18 protein-coding genes are annotated in these 18,500 nt (G+C 50.4%); 5 read left to right on the top strand and 13 right to left on the bottom strand.

The window, feature by feature from the left end:
- Positions 1–43: 43 nt before the first annotated feature.
- From L3556_RS02085 to L3556_RS02095, 3 genes are all read right to left on the bottom strand, one after another.
- Positions 44–310 (bottom strand): hypothetical protein, encoded by a 267-nt coding sequence (locus L3556_RS02085; protein WP_277865645.1) that lies wholly within the window; start codon positions 308–310, stop codon positions 44–46.
- Between the two features lie 187 nt (positions 311–497).
- Complete coding sequence (locus tag L3556_RS02090) at positions 498–1,898, bottom strand: serine/threonine protein kinase (RefSeq protein ID WP_277865646.1); 1,401 nt, start codon at positions 1,896–1,898, stop codon at positions 498–500.
- A gap of 65 nt (positions 1,899–1,963) precedes the next feature.
- On the bottom strand, positions 1,964–3,073 hold the full coding sequence (locus L3556_RS02095; protein ID WP_277865647.1) for a histidinol-phosphate transaminase: 1,110 nt from the start codon (positions 3,071–3,073) through the stop codon (positions 1,964–1,966).
- A 123-nt stretch (positions 3,074–3,196) separates the two neighbouring features.
- Between L3556_RS02095 and L3556_RS02100 the strand changes: the two genes are divergently transcribed.
- Positions 3,197–4,171, top strand: a complete 975-nt coding sequence (locus tag L3556_RS02100) for a J domain-containing protein (protein ID WP_277865648.1) — start codon at positions 3,197–3,199, stop codon at positions 4,169–4,171.
- A gap of 50 nt (positions 4,172–4,221) precedes the next feature.
- On the opposite strand, the gene L3556_RS02105 is transcribed toward L3556_RS02100, so the two are convergent.
- The 3 genes from L3556_RS02105 to L3556_RS02115 all read right to left on the bottom strand — a co-directional run bounded on the left by L3556_RS02105 (position 4,222) and on the right by L3556_RS02115 (position 9,102).
- Positions 4,222–5,961 (bottom strand): phospholipase D-like domain-containing protein, encoded by a 1,740-nt coding sequence (locus L3556_RS02105; RefSeq protein ID WP_277865649.1) that lies wholly within the window; start codon positions 5,959–5,961, stop codon positions 4,222–4,224.
- Positions 5,962–6,066: 105 nt separating this feature from the next.
- The gene (pcrA, locus tag L3556_RS02110; protein WP_277865650.1) at positions 6,067–8,427 is read right to left on the bottom strand and encodes a DNA helicase PcrA; all 2,361 of its coding nucleotides are present in this window, start codon (positions 8,425–8,427) and stop codon (positions 6,067–6,069) included.
- Positions 8,428–8,442: 15 nt separating this feature from the next.
- Positions 8,443–9,102, bottom strand: a complete 660-nt coding sequence (locus tag L3556_RS02115; RefSeq protein ID WP_277865651.1) for an L-threonylcarbamoyladenylate synthase — start codon at positions 9,100–9,102, stop codon at positions 8,443–8,445.
- 152 nt (positions 9,103–9,254) lie between these two features.
- Here L3556_RS02115 and L3556_RS02120 point away from each other — a divergent pair, with 152 nt between their 5' ends.
- The gene (locus L3556_RS02120; RefSeq protein ID WP_277865652.1) at positions 9,255–9,551 is read left to right on the top strand and encodes a hypothetical protein; all 297 of its coding nucleotides are present in this window, start codon (positions 9,255–9,257) and stop codon (positions 9,549–9,551) included.
- 82 nt (positions 9,552–9,633) lie between these two features.
- Here L3556_RS02120 and L3556_RS02125 read toward each other — a convergent pair whose 3' ends face one another.
- The 3 genes from L3556_RS02125 to L3556_RS02135 all read right to left on the bottom strand — a co-directional run bounded on the left by L3556_RS02125 (position 9,634) and on the right by L3556_RS02135 (position 11,813).
- Positions 9,634–10,332, bottom strand: coding sequence for a hypothetical protein (locus L3556_RS02125; protein ID WP_277865653.1), 699 nt, complete (start codon positions 10,330–10,332; stop codon positions 9,634–9,636).
- 209 nt (positions 10,333–10,541) lie between these two features.
- On the bottom strand, positions 10,542–11,036 hold the full coding sequence (locus tag L3556_RS02130) for a phosphate-starvation-inducible PsiE family protein (protein WP_277865654.1): 495 nt from the start codon (positions 11,034–11,036) through the stop codon (positions 10,542–10,544).
- Positions 11,037–11,039: 3 nt separating this feature from the next.
- Positions 11,040–11,813, bottom strand: a complete 774-nt coding sequence (locus L3556_RS02135; protein ID WP_277865655.1) for an MBL fold metallo-hydrolase — start codon at positions 11,811–11,813, stop codon at positions 11,040–11,042.
- 213 nt (positions 11,814–12,026) lie between these two features.
- On the opposite strand from L3556_RS02135, the gene recR reads away from it, so the two are divergent.
- The gene (recR, locus tag L3556_RS02140; RefSeq protein WP_277865656.1) at positions 12,027–12,635 is read left to right on the top strand and encodes a recombination mediator RecR; all 609 of its coding nucleotides are present in this window, start codon (positions 12,027–12,029) and stop codon (positions 12,633–12,635) included.
- A 12-nt stretch (positions 12,636–12,647) separates the two neighbouring features.
- On the opposite strand, the gene L3556_RS02145 is transcribed toward recR, so the two are convergent.
- Complete coding sequence (locus tag L3556_RS02145; protein ID WP_277865657.1) at positions 12,648–13,367, bottom strand: response regulator; 720 nt, start codon at positions 13,365–13,367, stop codon at positions 12,648–12,650.
- 366 nt (positions 13,368–13,733) lie between these two features.
- Between L3556_RS02145 and lipA the strand changes: the two genes are divergently transcribed.
- Both lipA and gltX read left to right on the top strand, forming a co-directional pair.
- Positions 13,734–14,618, top strand: a complete 885-nt coding sequence (gene lipA, locus L3556_RS02150; protein ID WP_277865658.1) for a lipoyl synthase — start codon at positions 13,734–13,736, stop codon at positions 14,616–14,618.
- A 104-nt stretch (positions 14,619–14,722) separates the two neighbouring features.
- A complete protein-coding gene (gltX, locus tag L3556_RS02155; RefSeq protein ID WP_277865659.1) occupies positions 14,723–16,180 on the top strand; it encodes a glutamate--tRNA ligase in 1,458 nt (485 codons plus the stop codon).
- Positions 16,181–16,190: 10 nt separating this feature from the next.
- Here the strand turns inward: gltX and atpC are convergent, their stop codons facing one another.
- The 3 genes from atpC to petP all read right to left on the bottom strand — a co-directional run bounded on the left by atpC (position 16,191) and on the right by petP (position 18,436).
- Positions 16,191–16,607 carry an ATP synthase F1 subunit epsilon gene (atpC, locus tag L3556_RS02160; protein WP_277865660.1) on the bottom strand — a complete coding sequence of 139 codons (417 nt, stop codon included), beginning with the start codon at positions 16,605–16,607 and terminating at the stop codon, positions 16,191–16,193.
- A 74-nt stretch (positions 16,608–16,681) separates the two neighbouring features.
- On the bottom strand, positions 16,682–18,130 hold the full coding sequence (gene atpD / locus L3556_RS02165) for a F0F1 ATP synthase subunit beta (RefSeq protein WP_277865661.1): 1,449 nt from the start codon (positions 18,128–18,130) through the stop codon (positions 16,682–16,684).
- A 111-nt stretch (positions 18,131–18,241) separates the two neighbouring features.
- Positions 18,242–18,436, bottom strand: a complete 195-nt coding sequence (gene petP, locus L3556_RS02170; protein WP_277865662.1) for a cytochrome b6f subunit PetP — start codon at positions 18,434–18,436, stop codon at positions 18,242–18,244.
- Positions 18,437–18,500 lie beyond the last annotated feature (64 nt).

Consider the following 18,500-nt stretch of genomic DNA (forward strand, 5'->3'; position numbering starts at 1 on the left):
TAATTTTTCGAGGTGCCCATCATTTTGGACTGGGAGGTTTATTCTAACCAGCGGGTCGCAGACCTTCAGGAACACAGGTAGCTACTGTTTCATAACCAACCACAAAAATTCCATCATCATCGTAAATTGGTTTCTGCCAAGAAGAGGGCTGTTGCCCTTCCGGACAGCGATCACGAAAACCAGTTGGGCCACCAATACCTGCTGGGCGAGTCGGAGATTGGTTTTGTCCCTGGATGCCAGAGGGTGAGGCAAAAGCGGCCGAACCAACGGATACAGCTAGAAGCAAGCTAATTGTTATCGGTTTAATCATTTTCATTGTGAGTCTCCTGTAATTAATAGCGGTCAATGAACTCATAAATTAACTATCTCGAAATTTTCAGGTTCTTGCTGTGAGATGTCACACTGTCTCAAAATCAATTGATCACTGGATTAGGGTGATCCTGCTCCGAGATACTGCATCTTCCCCTGCAACCTATTTTTGTTTGTTGATTGGGTAATTATTTTTTGATTTGGACTTTTAGCCAACCACTGAGACGCTCAGCTAACCATTCCAATTCCGGTTCCTTTAAGCGTCCATTTTCCCCTAGTTCAATTTTCTTCGTTCCAGCCCACAAAATAATATGGGGATTCACCTGGACAATATCGCCATCACTGTCTTTGCGTCTGGATTGACGGTTAAATTCTAGTTGACCAATGGCGTAACGGGGTGCTTGGATCCCCCTAGAGCAGGGAAAACCAAACATCTCACGGCGGAATCGAATATCGGTTTTGGTGATGCGCAGCCGCACTTGGCCAAATAATGTAAAAAGAATGAACCAAATTAAGCCGAGACCAACCGCCAGATGACCCGACGCAAATAGGGCCGCAAACCAACCAAACTCACTCCAACTGGCAATGGCAATGCTATACCACATCACTAAAAAAGAATTCCAGGCGATCGCAAAGAAGCCAATGGGAATTAAACCTAGATGAAACCCATGGGGCGGAATCAAAATTTCTAGAACCTCCGGGGTTTCCCGCAACTGCACCGTAGAGCCAAGGGGACGAGTGAGTTTTCCAGTGGTTTGGGGGGCTGTTTTTGGGGTAGATAGACCAGAAGTCAGGGCATGGAGGGCTTGGCTTGCGGAGGAAAATCGTTGCTCTAGGGCCGGATCCGTGAGGGTTTCTAACCAGTGAACCATGGAGGGCCGCAAGGACACATAACCCTGAAAGAGTCGCCGCATTTGTTTTTGCGGTAGGGAATCGGGAGAGCGGCCACTGGCCAGATAAATCAAGGTTGCCCCCAAACCATACAAATCCGAGGCGGGTACGGTGTGGCCACCAAACTGCTCCGGCGGCATATAGCCATAGGTGCCGACAATGGTACGGGTTCCCCCCTGATGACTGGTCTGAACCGAACCAAAATCAACCAAATAAATACTGCCAGGGCTGTGGCCACTGCGATCGCCCAGGAGAATATTACTGGGTTTAATATCCCGATGGATGACGGGGGGAAAGCGGCCATGGAGATAGATCAAAATATCCAGTAAATCCCTGGCAATCCGGTGCAGATCCTCCTCAGAAAAATGTCGCCCTTGGTTCAGCCATTCCTGGAGCGATGGAGCCGGAATATAGGTCTGAACCAAGCCAAATCCTTTCCCTAACTCGGTTTCAATATCAAAATAGTCTAGGTAGCGAGGAATGGCTGGGTGATCTAAGGACTTAAGAACCTCGGCTTCCCGTTCAAACAGTTTCAGATCATCCCAATTGAAATCCGGGCCGAAGAGGAGTAATTTTATGACGACCTGTTGCCCCGTGCCCTGATCTTGGGCTAAATAGGTGCGTCGCCCCGTTTGCTTTCCCAAAAGGGTGGTCAGCCGGTAGCGATCGCCGAGAACCTGATCCACCAAAGCATCCATAAGATTTGCTAGATTCCTTTTTGATGGGAGTAAGGGGTATTACTGATGGATGATAGGCCAACAAACTAAGGACTAGCAAAATACTCGTTTATCCGCGTTAGGAGACGATCATTTTCGGCAGGTGTGCCAACACTGAGTCGAATCCCATCGGCGATCGCCCGCACCAGGGTACCTTGGTGTTGCAGGGTATCCCGTAGGGCCGTTGCCTTCTCCGGTTCCCCTAGGCGCAGAAACAAAAAATTACCCACACTGGGCCAAACCCGCACCTGGGGTATGCTTTTTAGGGACTGGTAGAGGCGATCGCGCTCGGCCAACACCTGGGGAATATCCCCTAAAAGGGCTTGGCGATGGTCTAGGGCAAACTGGGCGGCCACCTGGGAATAGGCCGATAAATTATAGGGCAACCGTAACTTTTCCAGAATGGCGATCAGTTCTGGCTGGGCAAGGCCATAGCCGACTCGATGGGCCGCCAAGCGAAGGGCCTTAGAAAATGTCCGTAGAATCAACCAATTGGGATGATCCGCCAGTCGAGCAACCAAGGACTGACCACAAAACTCAAAGTAGGCCTCATCAATAACCACTAAGATATGGGCTGGTAGGGTTTCTAGCCAGGCAACCTCTGCGGCAGTTAAGGCATTGCCCGTGGGGGAATTGGGCTGAAGCATAAAAACAACCCGCACCGATCCCTGCTCAATGATTCCTTGGGCCGCCTTTAGGTCAACAGCAAAGGCATCTTCATCCCGGCCCACCCGTTCCACCGGAATGCCAAGGGACTGGGCAAGAATCGCATACATCGAAAACGTTGGTTCCGCCACTAAAATTGACCCCTGACCATTCACACAGGTGGCCAGCAAAATGGAACGGATCAGTTCATCGGAGCCACTACCCACGGAAATAGATGCGGTGGTGAGGGACTGATGGGGTGGTAATTGTTCATTAACATAGGTGGCGATCGCCTGCTTCAGGTAAAACTGACCACTGTCAGGGTAGCGATTCGCCAGTACGATTTCTGTATAGATGTGGGCAAGTTTTTGTTTCAGTTCCGGTGGTAAATCTAGGGGAAACTCGTTGGTATCCAGATAGTCTACCTGTTCCGGTAAGTTATCGGTGCTTTGCTCAGGGGGCGTAGCGTAAGCCACTAATTCCTGTAATTCGGGACGAATAAACCCCAGCATAAGAACGGTAAACCCTACTCGGACGTTGAAAAACCCTCATCTATAATAACATTGTAAGAATATAAAAAAATCTCTCTTGTTTATCACCCATTGATCACCCATTGATGCTAGGGCAATTGTTCTATGGCAAGTACTGATTTCAAAGACTACTATCAAATTCTGGGGGTAGCCAAAACTGCCACAGAAAAGGAAATTCGCACTGCCTTTAAGCGTCTAGCTCGCAAATATCATCCAGACCTCAATCCTGGCGATCTCAGTGCGGAGGAGAAATTCAAAGAGATTAATGAAGCCCACGAGGTTCTATCAGACCCAGAGAAACGGCAAAAGTACGATCAATTCGGTCGCTATTGGCAGCAGGCTAGTCCCGATGCCGGAACCCCAGGTTCGGGTTTTGGCTTTGATGTCGGCGGCTTTAATGTCAGTGGCTTTGATGGCGATTTTAGCCGTTATGCCAACTTCGATGAATTTATTAACGAACTCCTAGGAAATTTTGCCGGACAAGGGGCTGCGCCGGGGGGGACGTGGGGAGCTAGTCCCTATGGCAGTTCAAGTACGGGGGTTCCTGGCAGTGATATTGAGGGCGATGTGCGTTTATCCTTTCCAGAGGCCTTCCAAGGAACGGAAAAACAGTTTCAGATTGGTACGGAAAAAGTAACGGTTCGCATCCCCGCAGGGGTAAAACCCGGTAGTCGCATTCGCCTCAAGGGTAAAGGCAATGTCAATCCCCTCGGCCAAGTTCGCGGCGATCTGTACTTAAAGGTGATCTTGGAACCCCACCCCCTTTTTCGCTTTGAGGATGAGCAACTGGTCTTTGATTTACCCCTCGCTGCCGATGAAGCGGCCCTAGGAACCCAACTGGATATCCCCACCCCCAGCGGCACAGTCAAGCTCAATATTCCCAGCGGTACAAAATCAGGGCAATTGCTGCGACTAAAGGGCAAGGGCTGGCCCCAAGCCAAAGGTGTTCAAGGGGATCTCATTGCCAAAATTCAAATTGTTCCCCCCAAACCTCTATCGGAACCGGAACGGGAACTCTACGAAAAACTGAGCCACCTACGCACAATGGATCCTCGGGCCCAGATGCCCAAGGTGTTTTAGATTCCTGAGAGTACGTTTACCCCTGGGACAATCCTTACGCCAATCCTCCTCTACCAGGTCACTCGATCCTGGATGCGCTCCATGATGCGGGGGCCAATGCCTGGAACCGCCTTCACATCGTCTATGGAGGCAAAGGGCTTCTGCTCCCGGGATTTGATAATCTCTCCGGCAATTTTGGGGCCGATTCCCGGTAAAGAAGTTAATTCTTCTAGGGACGCACTATTGAGGTTAATCACCCCCCCACTGGCGGCCGCTGGACTGGGAGAAGGGGAAGGGGTACTGGTGCGAGCGGTGGTTTGGCTCTCTTCGCGGGTGGCAATTTCACCACCACAATCCTGCAACTGTTTGGCAATCCGCTGGCGCAAGCTATCGGGAACACCTAAACGACTATTGGCATAGAGTCGCTCAAATTCTCGTTCGTAGTGGGCCGCAACCGTTGGTTGATAGATTACCAGTAAAAATTCATCATTACCGCGATTGGCTGCCGCTGACCAATTATGGGAGCCAACAATAACGGTTTGGTTATCCACTAAGCCATATTTGTGGTGGAGTTTATCGCCCCGGGCGAGTTCGGGGGTGCCCACGGTTTCAATGGGATTTTTCCAGGGGTTGTTCCCCGCTTCGTAGTAACATTTTCCTTGCCGTGCTTGGCCCGTATTGGCCAGGGCAACCCCCAGCATATCGAGGCCTTCACTAAAATCTCGATAGATAAAGCCGGGGTCAATGAGGGTGCGAATCTTTACCCCCTGATCATTTTTCGGCTCCAAGGCCTTGGAAATCTCCTGATCCGAAAAAACAAACAAGGCCATATCAATGGTTTTACGGGCTTGGGTGAGGACATGGGCAATCAAGCCATTGGTGGTATCTGCCCAGGCAATGCTGCGGGAGGCAGGGGAAAATTTGACATCGACGGTGACATCCCCGACTTGAACCCGTTGGGTGGGGCGAAAGGGTTTCTGTACGCCAAAAAGACTATCCGGCGCGCCGCCGGGGCCATCCCCCCACATAATATTGAATTCTTCAATAAATAATTTTGCCAAGTCACGGCTATCTATCACTAAAAGGGAGTTGGCATTCCCCCGCGTATCCGGTACGCCAATATCCCCATGGACATCACTAAGGGTAAAGTTGGCGGTGGTGGCAATCAACTTCTCGCCATCAATGACGACGAACTTATGGTGCATGAGCATACTGCCCTTGGAGCCATCGGCGGTGTCATCAATCCAGGGTACGTTTCCCTGCTCTAAAATTGTGATCACATCCCGCTCGGCAATCTCGCGATCGCTGGCCCGGCCATCCCCATCGGTGTCCATTAAGTTAACCCAGTCATGGTAGCGTTCCCGCATCCGTGGATCCAGGTTATCTAGCTCTGCCTGGGAATATTTAGCCCAACTTTTGGTGTAGGTGTTTTCCATTACCACCCGCACATTTAGCCCTGCTTTTTTCCGATCCACCAGGGCATGGGCCAAATTTGGCAGGCGAAATTCCTGCACTGCTACCTCTACGGCGGCTTTGGCTTGCTTGATCTCATCGATCATAATTTTTTCAAAGTCTTCACCTTGGCGGGTGTAGGGGCGATAGGGTTCGGTGAAGGTATGGGCCTGGCTATTGTTCATGTGGACATGAAGCAGGGGATGCTGGGGCAGGGGCGAGAGATTGCCCACCAGCAGGGGTTGCGATCGAAATTGGCTGAGAATGACGAGGGCAATCAGCAACCCAATCACAAATAGAATCAGGTAACGCCAATGCTTCCGCAGAAATTTAGCTAGGGTGCTGGGGGAAGTCAACATAATGTTTCTGAGACCCTATTTATTTTTCTAAGACCCATGAACAGAGAGCCCAATAGAATTGTAGGGGCGAGGGGTAAAGTTTACGTTAAGTTCGCCATTCAACCTTCAAATTAATAATTCAAGGGCCGTTAGGGTTGGATCAATCACTTTTTGCCCCCGGCCGGGAAAACGAATAGCTAGGGATAGGGCCTTACCGCTTTTGAAGACATGGGTCACTTCCCCCGCACCAAAATCAGGATGGCGAATGCGATCGCCCACGTGCCATTTTCGATCTGAGGGGATACCCACGGCGCGATTTGGATTTGCACTGGCCTTGATGGAGCTATTTTTGGCCCCAGCGGGCGATCGCCGGCCCGGGCGAGAACCCTTGGAGCTAGAACCACCCACCAACTCTGGGGGCAGTTCCCTTAAAAACTGGGAAGGAATCGTATCTTCACTGTTTCCATAGAGGCGACGGGTCTGGGCTTGGCAAAGGTAGAGTTTTTCCTGGGCACGGGTAATACCCACATAGCAAAGGCGGCGTTCCTCCTCTAGGGCAAGGGGATCCTGAATAGAGCGAAAGTTGGGAAAAAGACCTTGCTCCAGCCCCACTAGAAACACCACCGGAAATTCTAGGCCCTTGGAGGAATGGAGCGTCATTAAAGATACCGCCGAGGTTCCCTCTTCTAAGTTGTCTAGGTCGGAGGCAAGGGCCGCATTCTCCAAAAAACTGCCTAGGGTACTGTCTTCGTGCTCTTCGTCAAATTGTTGGGCGGCATTCACCAATTCCTGGAGGTTTTGCAGGCGATCAATGGCTTCATCGGTACCTTTATTTTCTAAATCCCGACGGTAGCCACTTTGCTCCAAAAGGGCTTTGGTCATTTCTGCGGCGGAGTAATGGTTCAGTTGTCCCTGTAGGTCTTGGATTATCTGCACAAATTTCAAGATTGATCGCCCCGATCGCCCCCCTAGGGTTTGGACGGAGGTTTCATCACAGAGGAGATCCCAAAGGGGACAGTTGAGTTGGCTGGCGGCATCACTGAGTCGCTCTAGGGTAGTTTTACCAATTCCTCGACGGGGCGTATTGATTACCCGGCGTAGACTCACACTATCCCTGGGATTGATTAACAGCCGCAAATAAGCCAGGGTATCCTTAATTTCCTTGCGATCGTAAAACTTCAGGCCCCCCACCACAATGTAGGGAATATTTGCCCGCACTAGACTTTCTTCAAAGGGGCGGGATTGGGCATTGGTGCGATAGAGGATAGCAAACTGACCCCAATTGGCTTCTAGATTTTGCCCCCCTAATCCGCGGATCTGTTGCACCACAAAGTCCGCTTCTTCCACTTCCGTATTGGCACTGTGGCAGGAAATGGGTAGGCCCGCAGGACGGGTTGGCCGCAACACCTTATCAATTCGCTCGGTGTTTAACTGAATCAATGAATTCGCCGCTTCCAAAATATTGGCAACGGAGCGATAATTTTCCTCCAACTTGATCATGGTGCGGGTATCGTCATCGGGCAGCCCATCGCCAAAATCATTTTGGAAATTCATCAAAATTGTAAAATCAGCACAGCGGAAGGAATAAATCGATTGATCCACATCCCCCACCACAAATACCGATCGCCCCTGCCATTGATCAAAGTCTCGACAGTCAGCTCCATTGGTGGTCAAGAGGCGAATCAGATCATACTGGGTGCGGTTGGTATCCTGGTATTCATCCACGAGAATATGATGAAACTTTTGATGCCAGTAGGCTAAAACCTGATCATTTTGCTGAAACAGTTTGACTAACACTAAAATCAAGTCATCAAAATCCAGGGCATTATTGGCCGCTAGGGCAGCTTGGTACTGGCGGTACACTTCGGCAAGAATTCGCCCCTGGTACCCCGGTTGCTCTTCCTCCACTTGCCGGGGACTTAACCCCTGGTTTTTGGCATTACTGATTTTGTAGCGCATGGATCGGGGCGGGTACTTGCGATCGTCCAGTTTCAGTTGCACCGTCACGATTTCCTTAATCAGGCTTTGGACATCGGACTCATCAAAAATCGTAAAATTATTTTGCCAACGATGGCCGCTGGGGTCTTGGTACTTCTCAATTTCAAGGCGGAGTATACGGGCGCAAAGACTGTGAAAGGTGCCCACCCACAACGGCTTCGTATAGGTTTTATAGACCTGCGATCGCAGCCGCTTTTGCTCAAGGGGCGAAAGATCCCCAAAGGAACGCTGCTTTTTTTCCTGGGCCATTTGTTCCGCAAAGACCCGTTCAATCCGCTCCTTCATTTCCCGGGCCGCTTTATTGGTGAACGTCACCGCCAAAATATTTTCCGGGGCAACCCGATGGGTTTGAATCAGATGGGCAATGCGATAGGTGAGGGTGCGGGTTTTACCGGAGCCAGCCCCGGCTACCACCAACATCGGCCCACAAAAATGTTGAACGGCCTGTTGTTGGCAGTCATTTAAGCCCGTAAAAATTTCAAGTCCCATGGTCTACCACCTGTCCTAATCCATATCAGTATCGCTGTATGCTTCCAATTGATCAAAGGGCAGATTTTCCCAACCCGCACCTCGGCGAATAATTACCCCCGGATCAATCCCCAAATCTAAAATACTGGAGACCTTTTGCCCAGGGGGTTCGCCCGTATCCACAATTAAGTCCACCCGTTTCTCAAACTGATCAAAGAGTTCTGCGGTACCCACATAGTAGTCGCGATCGCCCGGGAGTCGAGCCGATGTGGAAATAATTGGATTCCCTAAGGCATCCAGGAGAGCCTGACAAAGGGGATGATCGGGCACACGAATCCCCGTGGTTTTTCGCTTCGGATTTTGGACTAATCGAGGCACTAATTTAGTGGCGGGCAATAAAAACGTATAGGGCCCGGGAATGAGCCGCCGCATTAATCGATAGGCGGAGTCACTGACATAGGCATACTGGGCAATATTTGAAAGGGAGGAGCAAAGAAAGGTAAGGGGCTTTTCATTGGAGAGTTGCTTCAATTGCCGTACTCGCTCAACGGCTCCCTTATGGTTGAGATCGCAGCCAATGGCATAGACCGTATCCGTGGGATAAAGCATAATTGCCCCAGCCTGGAGCGCTTGACGAATTTGGTCAACAATTCGAGTTTGGGGAGTCGTGGGGTGGAGGGTCAGTAAATTAGCCATAATCATCCTAGGCTTCTTTCTAACCTTAGCGGATTCTAACCTTAACGGATTGTTGTCGAGGTCATCCGTTTGTTGATCCCCTAATTCGGTACAATTAAGTTAATATCCTTAGCAAAAGGTGTGATTTTATTTATTTAAGGTCAGGTGTTCTCATGATGCTTCCCCAGGAAATAATTGGACAAAAAGTTTGGCTTGAGGTCGAGCGGGATGATCCCTACGGCCCTAGAGAGCCAGTCAAGGTGCAAGCAGAAATTAGTCAGCCCACATCCCCACCATGGTTTTATGCCCGTTTTGAAAATGCACCGCGTTGGCTACGGCAAGCCGGGCAGTGGTTAACCCACCATGAAGCAGAAATGGCCGTTCTCCTACATCCAGTTCTAGAGGATCTAGACTATGACGAGGGCGACGACCTAGATGATCTGTATGAAGACGAAGTTAACTCCCGGTAGTGTATACGCCCAGAAGTTTTTATCGTCGTCAAATAATGACCTTTTAGCTTTTGACGTTTAATTTTTTCTAGACCACTTATCCTTATTTGGCAAGAGCTTCGCTCGGCATGCCTACTGCCACAGAAATGCTGGCTTTTTCAAGTTGCCGTTTGAACTGGGGCAGAATACGGCCACATTGACTGACAAACCCATTGAGCCAGTCCTGCATTTGTTGAATCTGCTCAAGGCTTAGGAAAATTTCTTTGCTGGAACGGGGATTCTGGCAGATAATTTCACCGGAACCCGTTACTTCAAAATCCGCAAACCAACTGCTGTGGGGCCGGGTGCAACGCCAGTAGTTAGCAATAATTAATTCACCTAGATACTTTTTCGCCAGTTGACTGACCTGGTTATATTGTTCCAGTACGTCCGCTAGGGAGATCAAGTGGGAGGATGATCCCGAATTGTCTAGGGGGCCACTCATATCTTGGAGGGGTAAGGTGGGATCCTGGAGGTCGCCAAAACCCATGGAGAGACCCATCAGGGCAAAGAGCTTGGCCTCTAGGTTGGCGATGTAGCTGTTGTAGGTTTGACCATTGCGACTGAGGGCTTGGTGCATCCGCACAATCAGGTCTAATTCGGTCAACTTAGTGGTGGCTAGGGATTCCAGCTTGATCAACTGATCGAGGAAGATTTTGTCGTCTCCTTCGGTAGATGCATCCACGGGCAACAGTCCCAGTTCTTGGGCCCGCTCGGAAAGGAGGCGGCGGATGTAATAGCGAGTCATGGGAGAAAGTTGCATGGGAGTACCTCGGAGCTAGGGAAACAGATGAGTTAGGCTTTATTAAGTTTTGTAACCTGTTTCTATATATATCATAAGTCGGGGATCAGTGGGCTGATACTGTCAAATATACGGAAAGTCGTGGATTTAAAATCGAAAATAATTGTTAAAAATCACTGATTTCTCCGTAGAATTACGGATACCCCTAGTGAAATTATACATTTTGTCCCCTAGGAGCGTCCTTGGCGCAGGTTCATCCGGCGAATCATCCAATAGCTAATAGATAGGGCCAAAACTGCAAAGGCTAGTCCTAGAAGTTTTTGGGCGATTTGATCCTGATTGATATCGAGGATAATGATTTTGCGGGCGATCGCAATCAGGGATGTGACAATCACCAGTTCAACAATCTGGGATGACACATGGGTTTTTAGGTAGGCGGTAATATTTTCCAGGATTTCTAGGGCAACGAGAACATTAAGGAATAGGCCAAAAATCTTAACAATACTGGTGGTGAATTGGCCATAGGGGGGAATAAAGAGTTCCTGGGTAAGGAATCGCCCCAAATCTACAATGGCAAATAAAACAACCAACAGCATCCCCACCGCTAGGGCGCGAATAGCGATCCCCTCAATTTGTTTGATTGCCCGAAGAAACTTTTCGTCACTATAAAAGAGGGCCATGAATTCACTGACAAGGGTCGCTAAACGATTCGCCCGGCGATTCATAGTCTAGGGTTGCCTCAGGGGCGTGGGGTCAAGGGATCGACTCTCCCAAGGGTTCAGCTGTAGAACCTGGGTATCTAAGCCTGCGATTTGAAGCTGTTCCTGAAATTGATCCAGATCGCCATCAGCTTGAAAGAGGCGGGTGAGCCATCCCGAAAATTCTAGTTCCCCGGCTCCGGCAGTGGGGATCATATAGGTGGGGGTCAGACGTTGGGCCAGGTTGAGGGCTGCGACTCCTCCTTGAATAATGGCCCCTAGCAAGGGCAGGGTAATACTCACGAGGGGGGTAATCACCACATCTACAGTTGTTGGGGACTGTAATTGGGGATCGTGGTAGCCATGGGGTTCGTAATAGAGGGTTGTTTTAGAGGTTAATCCTTGGAGCAGGTAGCCATTTTCGTAGCGATTGGGGCCCACGGGGGAACCCAGGGTGGCTTGGATGTTGATATTGTTCCAGGTGTGATTCTCGCCAGGCTTTAGGGCAGTAACTTGGCTAAATCCTAGGGATCGGGCAATATCGGCGGCAGCAACGGAACCAATAACGGGAATTTGGCGATCGCACTGACTGAGGGTGGGGGGGTGGGTGTGGTCTGGTAATCCCTGGGAGAGCAAAATCAGATCGATATTTTCAGGTATGGGACGATCGTAGGGGCGTTGGGCCTTAAAAAACCAGGGAGTCTGACCAAACATTAGGGGGCCTACTAACCAGGGATCCACCAAAATGCGGGTACCGTCGATCTGCCAAAGCCAAGAGTTACTGTCTAACCAGGTTAAGTCCATGGTGTATCCCAGTTCAAGAATATTGACGTTAGCATTAGCATTGTAATATCCCGATCAACCCATTTTTGCCCTTGGGTCAGAAGCAGGTCTGCTTGCTCGCTTGTGGGGTTGGGTCTAAAGCGGTAAGCTTTTTCCATGCCACGTATCTTAACGCAGATATTGCCAAGCCATTTTCAAGCACGGGGTTTGAGACCCAGGAGTTAGGAGTTTTCGATGAGTACGGTTTACACTCGTCCCCTTGCCCGTTTAATTGAACATCTCCAACGGTTGCCGGGTATTGGCCCCAAAACGGCTCAACGTCTAGCTCTGCATCTCTTAAAGCGACCGGAAGCAGAAATTCAGGCCCTTGCCCAAGCCCTTGTGGATGCCAAACAGCAAGTGGGGGTCTGCTCGGTTTGCTTCCATCTGTCCGCTGACCCCACCTGTGATATTTGTAGGGCACCCCAGCGGGATGATTCAACCCTCTGTGTTGTTGCCGATTCCCGAGATGTGATTGCCATTGAAAAAACCCGGGAATACCGTGGTAAGTACCATGTTCTTGGCGGATTGATCTCACCGATGGAAGGCATTACCCCCGATCACCTCCATCTCCATCCCCTGATTCAACGGGCTAGTCAACCCCAAATTACGGAAATTATTTTAGCGATCAATCCCAGTATTGAAGGGGAAACGACGACCCTCTACGTGGGTCAACTACTCAAACCCTTTGCTAAGGTGACTCGCATTGCCTTTGGTCTACCCGTGGGCGGTGATTTGGAGTATGCCGATGAAATTACCCTGGCGCGCGCCCTAGAGGGACGACGGGAACTGGATTGGCGTTAATCACCTGAATGGTTAGTGATGGGAGCCACTTGCTTGCATTTTTTTGATTAAGTTCACGACTTGGATCACGGTGCGCTTGAGGGCATCTAACTCCGTGTGCAACTGCTTATTTTGGGCTTCTAGGGCGGCAATCTTGGCTCTATCAGCTCCCGAACCCCCACTTCCTTGGGCCTGTAGTTGCTCTACGGTGGCCTTTAACTGGGCAAAGGCGGCGGGATCAACCCCACCACTGGCTGCGGGGGCGGCATTTATTTGATCCTGAAGTTGACTGACAACGGTCTTGAGGGCCAGCAACTCAGAATGATCGACTGCACCAGCAGCGGGTTGGGGTGTTGGTTCAGGTGCGGGTAGGGGGGCAAGGCGCGCTTTAGAAAAGGCTCGTTTAATGGCCTCTTCCAGATCCGCCTTTTCAAAGGGCTTCTCAATAAATTCAAACAGTTCAAAGGGTTCCCGGAGTTTTTCGGTGACTTCTTCCCGCCGACCAGACATAATCACGAGGGGAACACGCCCTAGAAGTTGTCGCTTTTCCAGTTCTTGGACGATTTCCCAACCACTTACCTTAGGCAAAATAAAATCCAGCATGATTAGGGTGGGAGTGGATTCGGTAATTCTATCGAGACCTTCGCGGCCATCCTTTGCTTCGACGATTTCATAATCGCCCTCAGGAATCATGTCCCGTACCCGCATCCGAATGACTTTACTATCATCGATAACAACTATTTTCTTTTGCACGGAAACACCCCATTCTGATTATGAATAGAGACATAACTGACGCTATTGACGCTACCGACCCTACCGATGCTTAAATAGTTTCCTAGAACTGGGGCGATCGCCACGGAAATCAGTCCAAAGAAATCCTCAGGGAAACGTAATAGCCAGGTCAGAACTCGCTGAATCAAAATAACCACTCTTTTTTGATCATTGATCATGGAGGATGTCTGACGTATTCATAACACGTTATCATAAAAAGAAAAAATAATCTCTCTAATAATTAAATCCTCTTAATTATTCCTCGTAACTTAATTTAGCCCGTTTCTATTTTTTATACTACTCCTAATACTGCTGTCGACTCGTTGATGTTAAGGGGACTATCAAAGCTTGAGTCAACCCACCATTGAACGACTACCGCCGTGGTTACATCAGCCCCTAGGCAAGGCCACTGAGATTTCTACGGTACAGCGACTCCTACGCCAATACCAAATCCACACCATCTGTGAAGAGGGCCGTTGCCCCAATCGAGGGGAGTGCTATGGCCAGAAAACAGCCACGTTTCTACTGATGGGCCCGGTATGTACCCGCTCCTGTGCCTTTTGCCAAGTGGAGAAGGGACAGGCTCCCCACGGAATTGATCCCCAGGAGTCAGAAAAAATTACCGCTGCTGTCCAGGCCCTTGGCCTCCGCTATGTGGTGTTAACGGCCGTTGCTCGGGATGATTTGCCCGATCAGGGGGCCGGACAATTTGTGGCTACGATGAATGCTCTGCATCGCCTTGATCCGACCCTAGGCATTGAGGTACTAACCCCTGATTTTCGGATGGATAAAAACGGCCGCGGTTTAAGTCAACGGGATTGTGTAGCAATGATTGTGGCGGCGGGGCCAGCCTGCTATAACCACAATCTAGAAACCGTTGCCCGACTCCAAGGGGTGGTGCGGCGGGGAGCAACCTATGGGTCATCGTTACAGGTTTTAGCTCTGGCGAAGAAAATAAATGCTGCGATTCCCACTAAATCCGGTTTGATGTTGGGGTTGGGGGAGACGGAGACGGAGATCATTCAAGCCTTGGCGGATTTACGCTCCGTGGGCTGCGATCGCCTGACATTGGGACAATACCTGCGGCCATCCCTAGCCCATTTACCCGTACAAAAATATTGGCATCCCGATGAATTTGTTCGCCTGGGGAACATTGCCAAAGAAATGGGGTTTGAACGGGTGAGATCGGGGCCCCTAGTGCGGAGTTCCTACCATGCCCATGACGAGAATTAGGGTACGTTTGTGGGGCTATCCTTCTTGCCCTGATAGGATAGGTAAGGGGTTTCTCGGTAAATTTTCATACTTTTTCTGCAATATTTTCTAGAGGTGATGATCCTTTGACCGTTCGTGTCCGCATTGCTCCAAGTCCAACGGGTAACTTACATATTGGTACCGCCCGCACAGCCGTTTTTAATTGGCTGTATGGACGACATCATCAAGGAACGTTTATCCTCCGCATTGAAGATACGGATCAGGAGCGATCGCGATCAGACTATACCGAAAATATTATCTCTGGACTAAAGTGGCTTGGATTAGATTGGGATGAGGGCCCCTTCTTTCAAACCCAACGTCTAGAGCATTACGAAGCAGCAGTGCAAACCCTCCTAGATGCTGGTTTAGCCTACTATTGCTACTGCACTCCCGCAGAACTCGATGACCTGCGGGCCCGCCAAAAAGCCAAGGGTCAGGCCCCCCGCTACGACAACCGCCACCGCAATTTAACCCCAGAGCAGCAGTCCGCCTTTGATGCGGAGGGTCGGGAGCCGGTGATCCGGTTCAAAATCGAAGACGATCGGCAAATTCAATGGACAGATCTCGTGCGGGGAACCGTGACCTGGAAAGGGGCTGACCTAGGTGGAGACATGGTAATTAGTCGGGCTGCGCCTCGGGGAACCATTGGCATTCCACTATATAACTTAGTTGTGGTCGTGGATGACATTGCCATGGGCATTACCGATGTCATTCGGGGTGAGGATCACATTGGCAATACACCGAAACAAATTTTGCTCTATGAGGCCCTAGGGGCACCCCTTCCCAATTTCGGCCATACGCCCCTGATTTTGAATACGAGTGGTCAAAAACTTTCCAAACGGGATGGGGTTACATCCATTTCCGATTTTCAGGAGATGGGCTATTTAGCAGAGGCTCTGACTAACTATATGACCCTATTGGGATGGTCTCCCCCGGAGGAGCTATCGGAAATCTTTAACCTGTCCGCAGCGGCAGCAGTATTTTCCTTTGATCGGGTCAATAAGGCAGGAGCCAAGTTTGACTGGGATAAATTGAATTGGTTAAATAGCCAGTATCTTCACCAGATGCCCCTACCCCAATTGCTTGATCATCTCATCCGGGTTTGGCAGGGTGCAGGCTATGATTTTGACCCAACGGGCGATCGCCCCTGGCTAGAATCCTTAACGGCCCTCCTGCAACCCAGTTTAGTCAAATTGACCGATGCCATTGCCCAGGGACGGTTATTTTTTAATGAGCCACCGTCCATGGATGGGGAGGCGATCTCCCAGTTGAATCAATCGGGCAGTGATGAGGTCTTGACCCAACTTCTCCACGGACGGCAGTCCGAGGGACAATTGACCCCAGAGACGGCAAAGAGTCTAATTAATCACGCCACCAAAGCAGTGGGTGTCAAAAAAGGCTTAACCATGAGAACCCTGCGGGCCGCCCTGACGGGAGCCATCCACGGCCCAGATTTAATCGAAACCTGGCTGATCCTGCATCAACGACGGTGGGATATACCGCGACTGGAGCGGGCAATCAGCCTTTACAGCAATAGTAATTGATTATATAAAATTAAATTTCCACAACCCCACCCGCCGCCTGTAGGCGGGCCCGGGCGCGGCGATAGGCTTGGGATGCTTGGATTTGGGCTTGCTTTGAATCACCCTGCTCCGCTTGGGCAAGTTTTGCTTGGGCCTCACTAAAGGCCGCTTTGGCCTCTTCTCGATCAATGAGATCGCCCCGCTCCGCCCCGTTCACTAATACGGTGACTTCATTATTCTCAACTTCAGCAAATCCCCCCATCAGGGCGATCGCTACCCAATTTCGGTCTTCCCGTACCCGCATCACCCCTGTTTCTAGGGCCGTGATCAAGGGAGCATGATTAGACAAAACGCCCAACTGTCCCGTGGTACTGGGCAAAATAACTTCTTCGGCGGGGGAATCCCAAACCGTTTTATCCGGGGCAATGACCCGCACAGCCATAACCATAACAACCTCCCAAATTTCGATAAAGAACCCAAGGGTGGGTTTCCCCACCCGACAAACCGAGTTAACGCTGGCCCCTAGGCCTTGAGTTTCTCGGCCTTGGCCTTGGCTTCTTCAATATTGCCTACCAAATAGAAGGCTTGCTCCGGCAGATCATCCAATTCTCCATTGAGAATCATTTGGAAGCCCTTAATCGTATCGGCTAAGGTGACATATTTACCCGGTGAGCCGGTAAAGACCTCTGCCACAAAGAAGGGTTGGGAGAGGAAGCGTTCAACCTTACGGGCCCGCGCCACGACCAGGCGATCGTCTTCTGAAAGCTCATCTAGTCCAAGAATGGCAATAATATCTTGCAATTCCTTATAGCGTTGTAGGGTGGATTGAACCGCCCGCGCCGTTTGGTAATGCTCATCACTGACAATGCCCGGTTGCAGCATCGTCGAACTGGAATCGAGGGGATCCACCGCTGGATAAATGCCCTTCGCCGCCAACCCACGGGAGAGTACGGTTGTCCCATCTAAGTGGGCAAACGTGGTAGCAGGGGCCGGGTCAGTCAAGTCATCCGCAGGCACATACACCGCCTGAATCGATGTAATTGACCCCTCAGTCGTCGAGGTGATCCGCTCTTGCAACGCCCCCATATCCGTCCCTAGGGTGGGCTGATACCCCACTGCCGAGGGCATCCGTCCCAAGAGAGCCGATACTTCTGAGCCAGCTTGGACAAACCGGAAGATATTATCCACGAACAGCAGCACATCCTGCTTATTAATATCACGGAAGTACTCTGCCATGGTCAAGGCTGACAGACCAACCCGCATCCGTGCCCCAGGAGGTTCGTTCATCTGGCCATAGACAAGGGCGATCTTAGATTTTTCGGGGTCATCCTTGTTGATCACATTGGATTCAATCATTTCGTTGTAGAGGTCATTGCCTTCCCGGGTGCGTTCGCCCACACCACCAAAGACAGACACCCCACCGTGTTGAGTGGCAATATTATTGATCAATTCCATCATGATCACCGTTTTGCCCACACCTGCCCCACCAAAGAGGCCGATCTTACCGCCCCGACGATAGGGGGTGAGGAGGTCAATCACCTTAATGCCCGTTTCAAAGACTGAGGGCTTGGTTTCGAGTTCGGTAAAGGCGGGAGCCGCACGGTGAATCGGTAGAGAATCACTGGTATTGACGGGCCCTTTTTCGTCTACGGGTTCACCAAGAACGTTAAATATCCGCCCTAGGGTTGCCGTGCCGACGGGAACAGAGATGGCCGCCCCCGTATCAATTACTTCCATTCCACGCACTAGGCCATCGGTGCTGCTCATGGCAACGGCCCGGACGCGGTTATCGCCCAAAAGCTGTTGAACTTCGCAGGTAACGCGGACATCTAGCCCGGATTCACTTTTGCCTTCAATCCGCAGGGCATTATAGATCTGCGGTAGTTTTCCACCCGGAAATTCAATATCGACCACAGGGCCGATGACCTGGGTAATCATACCAACATTGGTTCGTTCTGCTGTTGTGACCATCGACTATGCCTTACCGTCTTGGTTATGTCTGGAGAGAAGTTTTAAGAGCCATGCTTACAAAAGCACCACTTTTTTCAAGTTACCACTAATGGGACAGGGGAAGTTCAGCCCTTAGCTCACCAATTCTATTTCGTCTTCAAAAAACCAGGTACTAGATTGATCATCAAAGGTGACGACTAAACCGATCGCACTGCCATCGGTCATTTTGTAGCCCTTGATTTCTCCGACTTTCCCTAGTTTTTTGATCACATCCTGGGCGACGCGATCGCGAATCCGGCAGACGCGCACTTTTTGCCCCACGTCCATAGCTACTCCCAAAACTCGTTAATCCTTGGTCATCCTACCAGGAAATTGCCGCTCAATTTACACC

It is taken from the genome of Candidatus Synechococcus calcipolaris G9 (assembly GCF_029582805.1).
Classification (GTDB): domain Bacteria; phylum Cyanobacteriota; class Cyanobacteriia; order Thermosynechococcales; family Thermosynechococcaceae; genus Synechococcus_F; species Synechococcus_F calcipolaris.